We start from the raw sequence: 15,010 nt of genomic DNA, 5'->3' as shown, positions 1-15,010 counted from the left end.
GTGTCCCTGGAGGACGCGTCGCTGGACATCGTCCCGGGGGAACTGCTCGCCGTGGTGGGCGAGAACGGCGCGGGCAAGTCCAGCCTGATGAACGTGCTGTACGGGCTCTACCACCCGGACGCGGGCACGTTCCTGATGGACGGCAAGCCGGTGCGCTTCAAGAGCCCGCGCGACGCCATCGCGAAGGGCATTGGCATGGTGCACCAGCACTTCATGCTCGTGCCCTCGCTGACGGTGGCGGAGAACGTGGTGCTGGGCCGAGAGCCCACGAAGCGCGGCCTGCTGGACCTGGACCGCGCCTGTGACGAGGTGGCGGCCACGGCGAAGCGCTTCGGCTTCCAGTTGGATCCGCGGGCCCGCGTGGACACGCTCACGGTGGGCTCGCAGCAGAAGGTCGAAATCGTCAAGGCGCTGCACCGGGGCGCGCAGGTGCTCATCCTGGACGAGCCCACCGCCGTGCTCACGCCGCAGGAGTCCGACGAGCTGTCGCAGGTGATGCGTGGGCTGGTGGCGCAGGGCCGCACGGTGGTGCTGATCAGCCACAAGCTGAAGGAAGTACTGGGCGTGGCGGACCGCGTGGCGGTGATGCGCCGGGGCCGCACCGTGGCGGAGGTGCGCGCCAGCGAGACCACCGTCTCCGCGCTGGCCTCGCTGATGGTGGGTGAAGGTTCAAAGGGTGCCGCCATGACCGGCGTGCCCGCGACGGCGGTCGCGACCAGCGGTCTTTCGGGCACCGGCACTACCGGCGCGACGGTGGCAGGGCCTCTCGCGCCTGCTGAACCGGGCGCGCCCGCGACTTCGACGGGCCCGGTCATGCTCGAAGCGAAGGACCTGCGGGCCACGGGTGACAACGGCCGTCCGGCGCTCCAGGGCGTGAGCCTCACCGTGCGCGCGGGCGAAATCGTCGGCATCGCAGGGGTGGACGGCAACGGGCAGCGCGAGCTGGCGGAGGTGCTCACGGGCCTGCGCAAGCTGGACGGCGGCGAAGGCACGCTGCTCGGCGGTCCGCTGGCGGGGCTGACCCCGGCGCTGGCGAAGGCGCGCGGCGTGGGCCACGTCCCCGAGGACCGCCTGGCCCGCGCGGTGGTGAAGGCGATGACCGTCGAGGAGAACGTGGCCCTGGGCCGGCACCGCCAGCCGCCGTTCGCGCGCGGGCCGTGGGTGGACTTCAAGGGCCGCCGCGAGCGCACGAACCAGCTGCTGAGCGCCTACGACGTCCGCCCGAACGACCCGGTGGTTGCGCTCCAGGCGCTGTCCGGCGGCAACCAGCAGAAGGTCGTGGTGGCGCGCGAGCTGGACGCGGATCCGAAGCTGCTCGTCGTCGTGCAGCCCACGCGCGGGTTGGACATCGGCGCGGTGGCGCAGGTGCATGAACGCCTTCGTGACGCGAAGGCGCGGGGTGCGGGAGTGGTGATGGTGTCGCTGGACCTGGAGGAGGTGCTGTCCCTGTCCGACCGCGTCTACGTCCTCTACGAAGGCCGCGTGACGGGGCACTTCCCGCGCAAGGACCTGGACGAGCGCGAGCTGGGCCGTCGCATGCTGGGCGCGGAGGGAAGCCATGGGTGAGCGGATGCGGCAGGTGCTGCCGTCGGTGCTCTCCGTGCTGCTGGCGCTCGCGGTGTGCTGGTTCCTCATCGCCATCACGCGCGACGTGGACACCGCCACGCGCGCCTATCTCCAGATGCTCTGGGGCGGCGTGGGCAACTGGCCCGCGTTCCTGGACGGCGGCAGTGCCACCACCGTGCTGCGCCCCCTGGGCGAGGCCGCGATGAAGGCCGCGCTGCTCACCCTCACCGGCCTGTCCGTGGCGGTGGCCTTCAAGGTAGGCCTGTTCAACATTGGCGCGCAGGGACAGATGATCTGGGGCGCGCTGGCCGCGGCGCTCGTGGGTGCGCACGTGTCGCTGCCGGGCCTGCTCCACGTCCCGCTGGCCCTCATCGCGGCGGCGCTGGCGGGCGCGGCGTGGGCGAGCATCGCCGGCGTGCTGAAGCTCAAGCGCGGCGTGCACGAGGTCATCTCCACCATCATGCTCAACTGGGTGGCGGTGAGCCTGGTGGACAACTGGCTCGTCATCGGCCCGCTGCGGGCCGTGGCGGAGGGCGCGTCGTCCATCACGGGCACCGCTGAAATCCTCCCCACCGCGCAGCTGCCCCGGCTCCTGGGTGACAGCTCGCGCCTCAACCTGGGCTTTCCGCTAGCGCTCGCCGCTGCGTTCGGCGTCTGGGTGTGGCTGACCCGCTCGCGCTCCGGCTACGAGACGCGCGCCGTGGGCCTCACCCCGGAAGCGGCCCGCGCCGCCGGCATCCCCACGCTGTGGCGCGCGGGCGGGGCCATGGCGCTCGCGGGCGCGCTGGCGGGCCTGGCGGGCGCGGTGCTGGTGCTGGGCACGGAGGGCCGCTATCCGGGCTCGCTGGGCGCCCCGTACGGCTTCGACGGCATCGCCATCGCGCTCATCGGCAACAACCACCCACTGGGCGCGGCGCTGTCCGCGGCCGTCTTCGGCGTGCTGCGCGCGGGCGGCACGCGCATGCAACTGCTCGGCGTGCACAAGAGCTTCCCGGAGCTCATCCAGGGCTTCGCGCTGCTCTTCGTCGCCGGCCGCATGGTGTGGCTCGCCCTCCTGGAGCGGCGCCAGAAGCGCGCGCAGGCCCAGGGCCCGGCCCAGGCCGGAGCGGAGGTGCCCCGTGTTTGAGGTGCTCCACTCGCTCCTCTTCTCCACCCTGGACGCGGCCCCCGCCCTGGTGTTCGCCGCGCTGGGCGCCATGCTCTCCGAGCGCGCCGGCGTGGTGAGCGTGGGCGTGGAGGGCATGATGCGCACCGGCGCCTTCTGCGCGGCCGTGGCGGCGCTCGTGATGCCCACGCCGCTCGCGGTGGGGGTGGGCATGGCCGCGGGCGCGGGCATCGCCTCGGTGCATGGCTTCCTCAGCATCCGCTGGCGGTCGGATCAGGTCGTCTCCGGCATGGCCCTCAACCTGGTGGCCATGGCCGGCGGCACCTACCTGCTGGAGTCGTTCTTCGGCCCCAACGGCACGCCCTCCATCACCCAGCTGTCGCGCTGGAACATCCCGGGCCTGTCCCAGGTCCCGCTCCTGGGCGCGCTGTCCGGCCACGCGGCGCCCACGTACCTGGCGCTCACCCTGCCCTTCCTCTTCCACCTGCTCCTGTCGCGCACGCCGCTGGGCCTGCGCCTGCGCGCCGTGGGCGACAAGCCGCACGCGGTGGCCACGCTGGGCCTGTCCGTGCCCGCCCTGCGCTGGGGCGCGGTGCTGGGCGGCGGGATGATGGCGGGCCTGGGTGGCGCGGTGCTGTCCACCACCGTCCTGGACCGCTTCGAACAGCACACGCCCTCCGGCCTGGGCTTCATGGCCCTGGCCGCCATGGTCTTCGGCCGCTGGACGCCGGTGGGCGCCTTCGCCGCCGCGCTCTTCTTCGCCGCCGGCAACGCGTTGAGAATCGGACTGGCCTCCAGCGCTCCCTGGCTCCTCGACCTGGTTCCCCAGGGCTTCCTGCTCGCCCTGCCCTACCTGTTGACCCTCCTCGTCCTCGCGCTCCAGGGCCAGCGGGGCCACGCCCCCGCCGCGCTGGGCACCCCGTTCGAGCAGGAATCCCGCTGACCATTTTGAGAGGGAACGGGTAATTAACGACCCGGGTCGGGTTTTACTTTTGGTCAGGTTCGACCTGCCAAATCTGAAGCGCTCACCTGCCCTGATGCGTCAGGTCATCCTTCAGCGGGCCGCCAACCCCCTGACCTTATTGGATCACGCTTTTCCGTCTTTCCAGTGTGGGCTGATCTGCCGTTGGGTGGACGTCCGGCATGCCGCTGGCATGGAGTGCGACCATGTCGGATTGCGTAGCGGACAGCGAGCAGGCGCAGGATCCAGGCCTGAGCGTTTCCGGGACGCGGTCCCCCGGGTTCAGGGCAGCGCCTTCGGGCGTTGCCCGGCCCGGTTTCCAGGCTGGGGTGGCATGAACATGCAGACGACGGGAACAGGCTCGACGTCACCCCAGCGCCCGCGGGTCATCGCGGTCGACGTGGAATCCGGCGGAATCGAGCGGGTGCGCTCCATCCTGACGCCGGCGGGCTACGACGTGCTGCCCGCGCGCGGGACGACGGCCGCGCTGGAGGCGGTGTCGCGCCACTCCGCGGACCTGGTGCTGCTGGACGTGGAGCGGGCCCGCACGGTGGGCCTGGCCGCGTACCGGCGCCTTCGCGAGGAGCTCTCCCCGCCGCAGTTCCCCATCCTCATGCTCACGCCTTCCGCGGACCGCCAGACGCGCCGCGAGGTGATGGAGGCAGGTGTGGACGACTTGCTGACCACCGAACCGCTGGACCCGCTGGAGCTGAAGGTGCGCGTCCACACGCTGCTGGAGCTCAAGGCGCACCGCGAGCAGGGCGGCGTCCAGGAAGTGCTCCAGGACCCGCGCACGCGCTGGGTGAGGATGGAGCGCCTGGCTCGCGTGGGCACGCTGGCCGCGGACCTGGCCACGCAGATGGACCAGCTGGGCGTGGGCCTTCAGCGGGCGCTGGAGCACGTGCGCGCCCGCGCCGCCCAGGGGCTGCCGCCGGACTCGGAGGAGCTCCTCAAGCTGGGCGTGGCGGGTGAGCAGATGCGCCTGCACGGCCAGCACCTGCTGTCCCTGGGCCCCTCGGGCCCCAAGGACATCCAGCGCTTCGACCTGCGGGAGGTGGTCCCGGAGGTGGTGTCGCGCCTGCGCGCCGCCGGGCGCCTGGGCCGCGCGGACGTGCGCGCGGTGCTGCCGGAGGACCCCATCGCCGTCGTGTTCAACCGCCGTCAGGTGGAGCAGGTGGTGACGGAGCTGGTCTGCAACGCGGTGGACGCCGTGGAGGACGTGAAGGACCGGCCGCGCGTGGTGCAGGTGGGCGTGGAGCTGCCGGACATGTTCGGCGAGTTCGGCCCCCAGCTCTTCGTGAAGGACACCGGCATCGGCATCTTCGAGGACGAGATGCAGGCCATCTTCTCGCCGTACTACACGACCAAGGCCCCGGAGAAGAGCGTGGGCCTGGGCCTCACGGTGGCGCGCACCCTGGTGGAGAGCATGGGCGGCAAGCTGACCGTGAAGAGCCGCGTCAACCTGGGCAGCACCTTCACGGTGGAGCTGCCCGAGCAGACGTCGTCCTGGTAGCTGCTTGAAGCCACCACACGGGCGGGGAACGCATCCCCGCCCGCGTGACGCCGGCTAGAAGCGGTAGGCCACGCCCGCCAGCGCTTCCATCGTGAAGTAGCTGTCGTCGAAGCGCGGGACGATGGAGGGCCCCAGCCGCAGGTTGAAGTTCACGTTGAGGTTGTTGTTCACGTAGTACTCCAGGCCGCCTCCGAAGAGGATGGGGATGACCGGCCCGATGCCCTCGCCGAAGTAGACGTTGAACGGCACGTCGATGCCGGCGTTGATCATCAGCGCGCTACCCACCGGGATGCCCACCACGAACGCCACTGGCAGCGCCATGCCGAACATCGTGTTCCCTCGGGGGAAGTAGACGAACGGCCCCGGCTGGAAGGTGATGCCGAAGGCCACCTTGTCCGTCCGGGCGATCATCACGCGCAGCCAGCCCTGGAGCTTGAGGCCCGCGTCGGACGCGTCCACCAGGCCCTCACGGCCCCAGTTGAAGCTGAACTTGCCGCCGATATCGACGGTGTCCGAGCCGCCGTGCAGCAGGCCCAGCGACAGGCCCGGGTAGCCAATCTGCGCGCTGAACACGTTGCGGCCGGAGCCGACGGTCTCCGCCGCCAGCAGGGACCACCCCTGACCGCGAGCCATCGCGGTGCCGGGGATGGCCAGGAGCACGGCCAGGAGGAAACCAGGAATCAAGCGCTTCACGAGGTTCCTTTCAGCGAAGGGCCGCGGCACGGGAGCCACGACCCGGTGGGTTGAGTTGAAGGGTGATTCAGGACTCAGGACCTAGGACTCAGGCCGGCTGTCCGCGATCACGGGCCAGCACAAGAAAGGCGTCGATGAGGGCGGCCAGCTTCGCTTCCGCGCGCTGGCGGGCCTGTGGGAGCGGCTCGCCGGGGGCGGGCGTCTCCTTGTGCTCGAAGTAGTATTTGATCTTCGGCTCGGTGCCGGAGGGGCGCAGGGTGACGCGTCCGCCGCCCTCCAGCACGAAGGCGACGACGTTGGACGGAGGCAGGCCGCCCTCGCCCTTCTCGTAGTCGCGCACGGCCGTCACCGGGGTGCCGCCGATGTTCGCGGGCGGCGACGCGCGGAAGGCCTGCATGATGGCGCGGATGGTCTGCGCACCGGCGGCGCCGGGGAGCGTCACGTTGCGCTGGGCGCCCACGTGCAGGCCGAAGCGGCGCTGGATCTCCTCCAGGTAGCCCAGGACGGTGGTGCCGCGCGCCTGGCACCACGCGGCCATGTCCGCGACGACCAGGGCCGCGCCCACGCCGTCCTTGTCGCGCGTGGCGGTGCCCACGGTGTAGCCGAGCGCCTCCTCGTAGCCGAAGACGAACTGCGTGCCTTCCTTCGCCGTGCGCTCCAGCGCGCGGTTGGCGATCCACTTGAAGCCGGTGAGGACCTCGTCGTACGCGGCGTCCAGCCCGCGCGCGATTTCGCCCAGCTGCGTGGAGGACACGATGGTGGTGACGACGTGCGGGCGCGCGCGCTTCGTCCCCTGCGTGAGGACGTAGTGGCCCAGGAGCACGCCCACCTCGTTGCCGGTGAGCAGGCGCAGCTTCCCGGAGGCATCCCGCGCCATCACCGCCAGCCGGTCCGCGTCCGGGTCGTTGGCCAGCACCACGTCCGCCTTCACGCGCTCCGCGGTGGCGATGGACAGGTCCATGGCGCCCGGCTCTTCGGGGTTCGGGAAGCGCACGGTGGGGAAGCGGCCGTCGGGCTGCTGCTGCTCGGCCACCGGCGTGACGCGCGGGAAGCCCGCCTCCTTGAGCGCCAGCGCCGCCCACGCGCCGCCCACGCCGTGCATGGCGGTGTAGACGAGGGACAGCGTGTCGCTGCCCTTGCGGTACAGGCGCAGGTCCAGGATGGCGCGCAGGTACGCGTGGCCCACGTCCTCCGGCAGGTCGCGCCACAGTCCCTTCGCGCGCCCTTGCGCGGGCGTGAGCAGGGGGACTTCATTGGCGGGCTCCACCTTCGCGATGGCGTCCGCGATGCCCACGTCCTGCGGCGGGACGATTTGGGCGCCGTTGCCCCAGTAGACCTTGTAGCCGTTGTACTCGGGCGGGTTGTGGCTGGCGGTCACCATCACCGCGGCGGCGGCGTTGAGGTGCAGCACGGCGAACGCGGTGACGGGCGTGGGCACCGGCTCCGGGAAGACGTGCGCGGGGATGCCCTCCGCGATGAACACGGCGGCGGTGTCCTCCGCCAGCTCCTTGCTCAAGCGGCGAGCGTCACGGCCCACCACCACGCCGCGCGTGGTGACGTCCGGCACGGTGGCCTTGAGGTAGCGCGCCAGGCCCGCGGTGGTGCGGCGCACGACGGCGCGGTTCATCCGGTTGGGTCCGGCGCCCAGCACGCCGCGCAGGCCGGCCGTGCCGAACTCCAGGTCCTGCGCGAAGCGGTCCGCCAGGTCCGCCCAGTCCGACTTCGCGAGCACATTGGCCAGCTCCGCCTGGGTCTCCGGATCCGGATCCGCCTTGCGCCAGGCCTCCGCCCGCTCCCTGAGTCCGGTCGTGTCCATCGCGCGTTGCCTCGTGGTTGAAGAGGGGCGTTCAGCCCTTGTAATCGGTGAGGTGCTTGCGGCGCACCGGCCCCTTGGGGCCATCCTTGTTGTTCTGACACGCGACGCAGAACTCCGCGTAGGGCATGGCCTTCAGCCGGCCCATGGGAATCTCGTCGCCGCACTCCTCGCAGTCGCCGAAGGAGTCCGGGTCCTCGCGCAGCTTTCCCAGGGCCTTCACCACGCGCGCCAGCGTGCCGTCGGTGTTGCGGTTCCGGCTGGAGGCGATGGCCTGCATCATCTCGTTGAGGGGCTGCTCATCCTCGTCGCCGCCCACGCGCGCCTCGTCGGTGCGGTTGGGCTCGATGCGCATGGGCGTCTTCCCGGTCAGCTCCGCGTGGAGCGCGAGCAACTGCTGCAGGAAGTCCTCTCGCTGCTTCGGGGTCACGGTGCGTGCTCCGGCAAGGTCAGTACTGCGCGGTGGAGATCTGCCCGGTGACGATGGCCACGGACGCGGAAGCACCCAGGCGGTTGGCGCCCGCGCGGATGAGCTTCACGGCGTCCTCGGCGGAGCGCACGCCGCCGGAGGCCTTCACGCCCACGTCGTCGCCCACCACCGCGCGCATCAGCTCGATGTCCTTCACCGTGGCGCCGCCGGGCCCGAAGCCGGTGGACGTCTTCACGAACGCGGCGCCCGCGGCCTTGGACAGCGCGCACGCGACGACCTTCTCCTCGTCCGTGAGGTGGCCCGTCTCCAGGATGACCTTCACGGGGATGGGGTGGCTGGCCTCCACCACCGCGGCGATGTCCTGGTGCACGCGCTGGTAGTCGTGCGCCTTGAGCGCGCCCAGGTTGAGCACCATGTCGATTTCACGGGCCCCCGCGCGGATGGCCTCACGCGCCTCGAAGGCCTTCGCGGACGACAGCGCGGCCCCCAGGGGGAAGCCCACCACGGCGATGGGCACGGAGTTCGAACCGGCCAGCACGCGCGCGGCGGTGGCCACGTGGCAGCTGTTCACGCACACGGTGGCGAAGCCGTACTGGCGGGCCTCCTCGGCCACGCGCACCACGTCCTCGGCGCGCGCTTCCGGCTTGAGCAGCGTGTGGTCGATGTACGGGGCCAGCTCCGAGGCCTTCACGAGGGTGGCCGGGTCCACGCGCGCGGTGGCGGTCTTCACGCCGGGCGGGCGCGGGGGCTCCGGGTTCAGGATGGCGGCGGGCGCGGGCGGTACCGCCTCCTGCTGGACCTTCCAGGCATGCAGACGATGACGGGCCTGGTCGACCAGCTCTTCCAGGACGGTGAAGAAGGCTTCGGCGTCGGACGGCATGCCGCGCCCCTTAGCCCACTCCCGGCCCTCGGGGAAGCGCTCGCGGGAGGTGGGAGTGCCCGATCAACGCACGGGGTGCCGCGAAGGGGAGCGGGGCTGTAGAGTTCCATCCCGTGAAGGTCTTCGCGCGGCTGCTCGCACTCCTTGTCCTCTTCCTCGCGGCGGTGCCGGGCCACGCGGCGGCTCCGGCCTCCGCGGCCCTGCCCTCCCCTGCCCCGGGCCGGCTCTCGGTCTACTTCCTCGACGTGGGCCAGGGGGACGCGGCGCTCATCGTGTCGCCCACGGGCAAGACGGTGCTCATCGACGGAGGGCCTCCGGAGGCCGGCACGCGGCTGGCGGCGCGGCTGCGCGAGCTGGTGAAGGGCCCGTTGGACCTGGTCATCCTCACCCACCCACACCTGGACCACCTGGGCGGGCTGCGCGCGGCGGTGAAGGCGGTGGGCGCCAGGCGCTTCATGGACCCCGGCTTCGACCACCCGAGCGAGGCGTACCGCGACCTGCTGGACTTCGTGGGCCGCGAGGTGGGCCAGGTGATGAGCCCTGAGCCCAACGCCAACTCGCCCCAGACGCTGCTCACCGTGGGCCTGGGCGAAGGCGTGGCGCTCACCGTGCTCTGGCCGCGCGTGCCCCAGGAGCCGTTCCTCGCGAGCACGCGCTCGGACCCGAACGCGAACTCCATCGTCACCAAGCTCACCTATGGGAAGACGGCGTTCCTCTTCACGGGTGACTCGGAGCCGCCCACGGAGGAGGTGCTGCTGCAGAAGCCCGTGGACCTCACCGCCACGGTGCTGAAGGTGGCGCACCACGGCGGCAAGCACTCCTCCACCGCGGCCTTCCTGGAGCGCGTGAAGCCTCAGGCGGCGGTCATCTCCTGCGGCGTGGGCAACGACTACGGACACCCGAGCCCGGAGGTCCTGGGCCGCCTGAGCGACGTGCGCGCCCGCGCCTTCCGCACCGACCAGGACGGCGAGGTGCTGGCGGTGAGTGACGGCACGACCGTGACGCTGCGCTCGACGAAGGGCGCCTCCGGGGCCACCAGCCTGTCCGGCACGCAGCAGGCGGGGAGCCCGGTGGCGCTCGGCCCCATCGAACCCACGCCCCACGGCCGCTCCAGCCGCTCCACGGCGAAGGAACCGGAGCCCGGCACGTCCCGGACGCGGAAGCCGGTGGAGCCCACGACGCCCACGGGCACGTCCGAAGCCACGGGCGAGCGCTACGTGTCGCTCAAGGGCAGCAAGGTGTTCCACAGCGAGAACTGCAAGACCCTGAAGCGCTCGAAGAACGAGCGCACCGTCTACCCCAGCCGCGCCGACGCCCTGCGTGAGCGCCGCCCCGCCGAGGATTGTCATCCATGAAGGCCCGCATCGCGCTGGGAGTGGGGCTGCTGCTCGCCTCCCTGGCCTGTCAGCAGCAGCCGTCCGCGCCACCCGCGCAGAAGCCCCCGGAGAAGTCGCGCTACTTCGGCGGCGCGCCGGACGGGAAGCTCCACGTGTACTTCTTCGACGTGGGCGCGGGGGATGCCGCGCTCATCGTCACGCCGCGAGGCAACACGGTGCTGGTGGACTCCGGCCCCGCGTCCGCCGAGTCGCACCTGGTGAACCGGCTGCCGGAGCTGCTGCGCCGCGAGCTGGACCTGGTGGTCCTCACCCAGCCGGATCCAAAGCACCACGGCGCGCTGGAGGCGGTGCTCAAGCGCGTGGGCGCGCGGCGGCTGATGGAACCGCAGCTGCCGGACACGTCGAAGGCCTACGACGCGCTGCTGACGGCGGTGGGCTCGCGAGGGGTCCAGATTCTGTCACCCGCGCCGCCGTCGTCCGCGCCCAAGGAGCTGGTCCGGCTGACGCTGGAGGACGGGGTGAACCTCACGGTGCTCTGGCCCCGGGCGCCCGCGGAGCCGCTCTTGAAGGAGGCCCCGGACGCGGAGGGGCGCAACGCGGCGAACTCCATCGTGCTGCGCCTGACGTACGCCGACACGTCGGTCGTCTTCGCGGGCGGCGCGCGGGGGGAGACGGAGGCCCGGCTGCTGGAGCGAGGGCTCTTGTCCTCCGCCACGCTGCTGAAGGTCGCCTCGCCGGGCGTGGAGGGGGCGAACTCGCAGGCGTACCTGGAGGAGGTGCGGCCGCAGGCGGCGGTGATCAGCGGGGATGACAGCCAGGGGAAGAACCCGAAGGTGAAGGAGCTCCTCGCGCGGCTGCGCGGCGTGGATGCGAAGGCCTTCCGGACGGACGTGAACGGAGAGGTGCACGCGGTGAGCGACGGCAAGCAGTTCGAGCTGTCGCTCCAGCGTCCGACACCGGGCGAGCCCGGCGGCACGCGGCGCGTCTTCCCGGGGTTGGATCCGCGCCCGGCGCTGGTGCGGACGGCGAAGCCCGCGCCCGTGGTGAAGCCCGCGCCCACCGAGCCGCCCGCCATCCGAACGGAGCCCGCGCGTGTCGCCGAGACCCCGCGTGACAGCAAGGCCCGCGTCAGCAACGTGACGGACGTGGATGACCTGCCCATCGCGCGCAAGGGCACGCGGACGGAGGCGGCCCCTCCCAAGGCGGTGCGCTCGTCCACCAGCACGTCCACGTCCATGACGGGCAACTACATGGCGAGCAAGAACAAGCGCATCTTCCACAAGTCCACCTGCCGGAGCGTGAGGCTCATCAACGATGAGAACCTGCTCACGTGGAGCACGCGTGACGCAGCATTGAAGTCGGGCCGCAAGCCCGCGGGAGACTGCGACCCGTGACGAAGAAGACGAAGCCCCGGTCCAGGGCCACGGTGGACCGCATCGAGGACGACGTCGCCGTGCTGGTGGTGGACGGCCAGCAGGTGACCCGCGCGCTGGACACCCTGCCCTCCGGCGTGCGCGAAGGAGACGTCGTGGACCTGGAGACAGGGACGGTGGACGTTGAAGCCACCGACGCCCTGCGCGCTGACGTCCGCGCCGCGAGGGAACAGGCGATGCGCGGCAAGAAGCCGCCCGCGGGCGACTTCGACCTCTGAGCCGGAGCGTCCTGCTCGACGTGCCGGAGTACCCGGCCGGAGCAGGACGTGGCGGGAGGGCCTGCCCACCGCGTCGCGCGGAAAGCAGGCCCACCTCACGCGTGGGCTACGGCGTGGAACCTTCCGCCGCCGGAGCCGTGGCCTCGCCATCCGCCGCGGTGCCCTGCGGAGGAGCCGAGGGCTCGGCGGCGGCCGGAGGAGGCGCCACGGGTTCGGCGGCGCGCGGAGCGGGAGCGGCCTGACGCGGAGCCGGAGCGGGCGGAGGCGCCTTGCCGGTCACCTTGTTGACCATGTCCGCGAGGGCGGGAGGCAGCATCCCCGCCGCCGACAGGCCGAACAGCGCCACCGCCGGCAGGACGATGAGCAGCACCAGCACCAGCGCCACCACCTTCAGCGGGCTGCCACGGCGGGCAGGAACCACCGGACGCTTGCGCGCGGCCTTCGAGTCCTGCGCCTGGCGCGCGTCCTCTTCCTCCTCCTCGTCGTTGCGAGGGTCTTCGCGCGTCTCGTCCTGGCCGAGGTCCTCCTCGTCCGAGCCGTCGCCCCGGTTGCCGGGCAGGTCCAGGTCGGAGAACAGCTCGTTGAGGGGCGCGCCGCTCGCCGCGGGGGACTCCTCCACGGGCGCTGCCACCGCGCGGCGCGGGGCGGGCGTGGGCACCGGGGCAGGCGCCGCACGGTTGTTGCCGTAGAGCGTGCCTTCGTCCTCGTCGCCGTCGCGATCGAAGTCGCCGTTGTTGTCGTCCTCGGACGGGCCGGGCTCGTTCTCCGCGTAGAAGGGCTGCTGGGGCTCCGGCTCGCGGCGGGCGGGCGGGGCGCGCGGTGTGGCGACCGCGGGCGGCGGCTCCGGGGGCGGAGGCGGAGGCTCCGGCGCCGCGGCGGGCGCGAGCAACGCGGCCAGCTCCGGGATGTCCGAACCGCGCTTCCAGTCCGGCATGCCCTGGCGCCAGAAGAAGCTGCGCGCGCTGATGGTGCCCGCGGCCATCCAATCAGCCACGGCCGACTCGTCCAGCGGGCCCTCCTGCTTGTTGCGCACCATCACGAACCACGGTGCCCCGGCCGTCTGGCGGGGAGGCGCGGTGCGCGTGGGCTCATCGTCCCAGGGCGTCTGGGGGGCCGACGCAGGAGGTTTGGCCAAGGGCGTAGGAACTGCCGCGGCGGACACCGGTGCCGGAGCGGAGGCTGGCGCGGGCGCGGCGGCGGCGCCACCTCCCGCCAGCGAACGCTCCTGGGCCCGGATGCGCTCCACGTCGGCGAGCGACACCACGCGGGTGCTCTCCTCCTCGGCGGGCCCTTCCACGGTGACGACGTTCTGGCAGTTCTTGCAGCGGACCTTGACCGTCTTGCCGCGGACCTTCTCGTCCGCAATGGAGTACCGCTTCTGGCAATTGTCGCAGGTGAAGTTCAAAGGGGGCGTCCGGCTCTCGGGGGAAACCGGCGGGGATGCTACCGCCAGAAATCTCCCGCGCAAACACACGGTTGACTCTGTTCTTCGGCCCATCTATTCAGCCGCCCTCGGTTTCACTCCAGGCTTCTACGAGGGTGGCGCATGCCGGCGAAGGATCTCGGGACCAAGCACTCGTGCTTCAAGTGCGGGACGAAGTTCTACGACATGAAGAAGCCGGACCCCATCTGCCCCAAGTGTGGGGCGGATCAGCGGGAAAACGTGGTCGCCAAGCCCACCGAGGGCCGGCGCGGCCGTCTGGCGGCAGCTCCGAAGGTCATCGAGCCCGAGCCCGAGGAGACGCCCGCGGCCGAGGAGGACGAGGAGAACCTTGAGACCTTCGGTGAGGACGAGGACGCCGAGTCCACCACCGAGGCCGCTGACGACGACGACCTGTAAGGTCGCCCTCACGCCTGCATCATCAGGGGTCCCCCGAGCTGTTCGGGCGGGCCCCGTTGCCGTTTCCTGCCCCTGAGGCCGCCACCGACCCGGAAACGGCCTGACCGGAGACGGGGGTCCCTCCCCAGGGGCCCACACCGCTCCGGGGTGTCATTTCTCAGCTGCCGCCCAGGCGCTTCAGCTGCCGCTCAGGCGCTCATGAGAGGACGCCAGCGACAGCTCGGTGAGCGCGCTCTCGATCTTCTCGTAGAGGTTGGGCCCCATCTCCTGCATGCCCACCGGCCGGGCGTCCTTGCGGCGCGCCCCCATGGGCAAGCGCTCCACCTCCACGGCGACCGTGGATTGCTTCCTGGTCTGATGCATCGCGACTCCCCCTCAGGCGGAAGTGTTGGCTTCCGAGAAAGCAATTTTGCCACCAAGACAGAAGTCTGAACAAGGGGCGTGCTTCCCGGCACTTATACGGAACCCCTGGCCCACGATTTCGTTGCCTCGGGGCCAGACGCGACAACGCTGTCAGGGACGCCCTATTTCCCCGAGCCGGCCTGACGCAGTGCTTCCACACCCCAGCTCTGATCGACCTGGACGGTCTCCCCCGCGCGGACGGTGACGGTCCGGGACGCTTCGGGGAGCCGGTCGTGCCAGAAGACGAGCGTGTGGGCCCCTTCCGGGACGCGCATCCGGAAGCGTCCGTCCGGGGTGGTGGTGGTGAAGTACGGGTGGTTGAAGGTGCGGACCACCGCGCGCATCCAGGGGTGCACGTCGCAGCGGACCTGGACGGTGCCCGGTTCGGCGGGCAGGGGGCGGCGCAGGGTCATGCCCTCCAGGGGCATGGCCACGTTGAAGACAGAACGGTTCGTCCCGGACTGGGCGCGCACGTTGTGCACCAGCGGGTCGGAGTTGCGCAGCAGCAGCTCGCCGCCGGCCTTCGCCGCGAGCGCGGGCGGTTCGTAGTGACACTGCTTCTGGTCCAGCACGGGCTGCGGCGCGGGCGTCTCCGGTTCAGCGAGCGCGGCGCCGTCCTGGAGCGACACCACGGCGTAGGCCAGGGCCCCTTCGCCCCCCACCACGAGCGAGCGGTCCTCCGCCTGGTCGCCACACACGCTGGCGACGGTGGCGGTGGTCGGCGCGCTGGGGGCCTGGGGAGGCGTCCCGGTCAGCACCACCCGCCCCTCGATTTCGCCCCACTTCACCGGCCCGGAGGGGCGCGGCGCCGCGCCCCTC

General features: G+C 71.7%; 15 protein-coding genes. 8 read left to right on the top strand and 7 right to left on the bottom strand.

The window, feature by feature from the left end:
• The 4 genes from D7X99_RS27345 (at position 1) to D7X99_RS27330 (ending at position 5,145) form a co-directional block, all read left to right on the top strand.
• Entirely contained in the window at positions 1-1,566 is a 1,566-nt protein-coding gene (locus D7X99_RS27345; RefSeq protein ID WP_121780352.1) for an ABC transporter ATP-binding protein, read from the top strand.
• Positions 1,559-2,692: an ABC transporter permease gene (locus D7X99_RS27340; protein ID WP_121780351.1), complete on the top strand. Its 1,134-nt coding sequence runs from the start codon at positions 1,559-1,561 to the stop codon at positions 2,690-2,692. The genes D7X99_RS27345 and D7X99_RS27340 overlap by 8 nt, the downstream gene beginning before the upstream one ends.
• The gene (locus D7X99_RS27335; protein WP_120598341.1) at positions 2,685-3,614 is read left to right on the top strand and encodes an ABC transporter permease; all 930 of its coding nucleotides are present in this window, start codon (positions 2,685-2,687) and stop codon (positions 3,612-3,614) included. The genes D7X99_RS27340 and D7X99_RS27335 overlap by 8 nt, the downstream gene beginning before the upstream one ends.
• Positions 3,615-3,966: 352 nt before the next feature.
• Complete coding sequence (locus tag D7X99_RS27330) at positions 3,967-5,145, top strand: sensor histidine kinase (protein WP_121780350.1); 1,179 nt, start codon at positions 3,967-3,969, stop codon at positions 5,143-5,145.
• Positions 5,146-5,199: 54 nt separating this feature from the next.
• Here D7X99_RS27330 and D7X99_RS27325 read toward each other — a convergent pair whose 3' ends face one another.
• From D7X99_RS27325 to deoC, 4 genes are all read right to left on the bottom strand, one after another.
• Positions 5,200-5,838, bottom strand: a complete 639-nt coding sequence (locus tag D7X99_RS27325; RefSeq protein WP_169848860.1) for a hypothetical protein — start codon at positions 5,836-5,838, stop codon at positions 5,200-5,202.
• Positions 5,839-5,926: 88 nt separating this feature from the next.
• On the bottom strand, positions 5,927-7,654 hold the full coding sequence (locus tag D7X99_RS27320; RefSeq protein ID WP_121780349.1) for a phospho-sugar mutase: 1,728 nt from the start codon (positions 7,652-7,654) through the stop codon (positions 5,927-5,929).
• Between the two features lie 31 nt (positions 7,655-7,685).
• Positions 7,686-8,081 (bottom strand): TraR/DksA family transcriptional regulator, encoded by a 396-nt coding sequence (locus D7X99_RS27315; RefSeq protein ID WP_120579945.1) that lies wholly within the window; start codon positions 8,079-8,081, stop codon positions 7,686-7,688.
• A gap of 19 nt (positions 8,082-8,100) precedes the next feature.
• On the bottom strand, positions 8,101-8,961 hold the full coding sequence (deoC, locus tag D7X99_RS27310; protein WP_120579946.1) for a deoxyribose-phosphate aldolase: 861 nt from the start codon (positions 8,959-8,961) through the stop codon (positions 8,101-8,103).
• A 113-nt stretch (positions 8,962-9,074) separates the two neighbouring features.
• On the opposite strand from deoC, the gene D7X99_RS27305 reads away from it, so the two are divergent.
• Genes D7X99_RS27305 through D7X99_RS27295 form a run of 3 tightly spaced genes read left to right on the top strand, consistent with a single transcriptional unit; the run spans position 9,075 to position 11,949 of the window.
• Positions 9,075-10,316 (top strand): ComEC/Rec2 family competence protein, encoded by a 1,242-nt coding sequence (locus D7X99_RS27305; RefSeq protein WP_121780348.1) that lies wholly within the window; start codon positions 9,075-9,077, stop codon positions 10,314-10,316.
• Positions 10,313-11,692, top strand: coding sequence for a ComEC/Rec2 family competence protein (locus D7X99_RS27300; protein ID WP_121780347.1), 1,380 nt, complete (start codon positions 10,313-10,315; stop codon positions 11,690-11,692). Before D7X99_RS27305 ends, D7X99_RS27300 begins: the two co-directional genes overlap by 4 nt.
• Positions 11,689-11,949, top strand: coding sequence for a DUF3006 domain-containing protein (locus tag D7X99_RS27295; RefSeq protein WP_121780346.1), 261 nt, complete (start codon positions 11,689-11,691; stop codon positions 11,947-11,949). The genes D7X99_RS27300 and D7X99_RS27295 overlap by 4 nt, the downstream gene beginning before the upstream one ends.
• A 106-nt stretch (positions 11,950-12,055) precedes the next feature.
• Here the strand turns inward: D7X99_RS27295 and D7X99_RS27290 are convergent, their stop codons facing one another.
• Positions 12,056-13,354, bottom strand: coding sequence for a GYF domain-containing protein (locus D7X99_RS27290; RefSeq protein WP_121780345.1), 1,299 nt, complete (start codon positions 13,352-13,354; stop codon positions 12,056-12,058).
• A 141-nt stretch (positions 13,355-13,495) separates the two neighbouring features.
• Between D7X99_RS27290 and D7X99_RS27285 the strand changes: the two genes are divergently transcribed.
• Positions 13,496-13,789 carry a TIGR02300 family protein gene (locus D7X99_RS27285; RefSeq protein WP_121780344.1) on the top strand — a complete coding sequence of 98 codons (294 nt, stop codon included), beginning with the start codon at positions 13,496-13,498 and terminating at the stop codon, positions 13,787-13,789.
• Between the two features lie 177 nt (positions 13,790-13,966).
• Here D7X99_RS27285 and D7X99_RS27280 read toward each other — a convergent pair whose 3' ends face one another.
• Positions 13,967-14,152, bottom strand: coding sequence for a hypothetical protein (locus D7X99_RS27280; RefSeq protein WP_121780343.1), 186 nt, complete (start codon positions 14,150-14,152; stop codon positions 13,967-13,969).
• Positions 14,153-14,313: 161 nt separating this feature from the next.
• On the bottom strand, positions 14,314-15,010 hold a 697-nt coding region (locus D7X99_RS27275; protein WP_121780375.1), incomplete at its 5' end, for a carboxypeptidase regulatory-like domain-containing protein.

Origin of the sequence: Corallococcus sp. AB032C, from assembly GCF_003668935.1 — a bacterium.
Taxonomy (GTDB): Bacteria; Myxococcota; Myxococcia; order Myxococcales; family Myxococcaceae; genus Corallococcus; species Corallococcus exiguus.
Note: the sequence above shows the minus strand (reverse complement) of the source record. Positions and strands in the feature narration are given on the sequence as shown.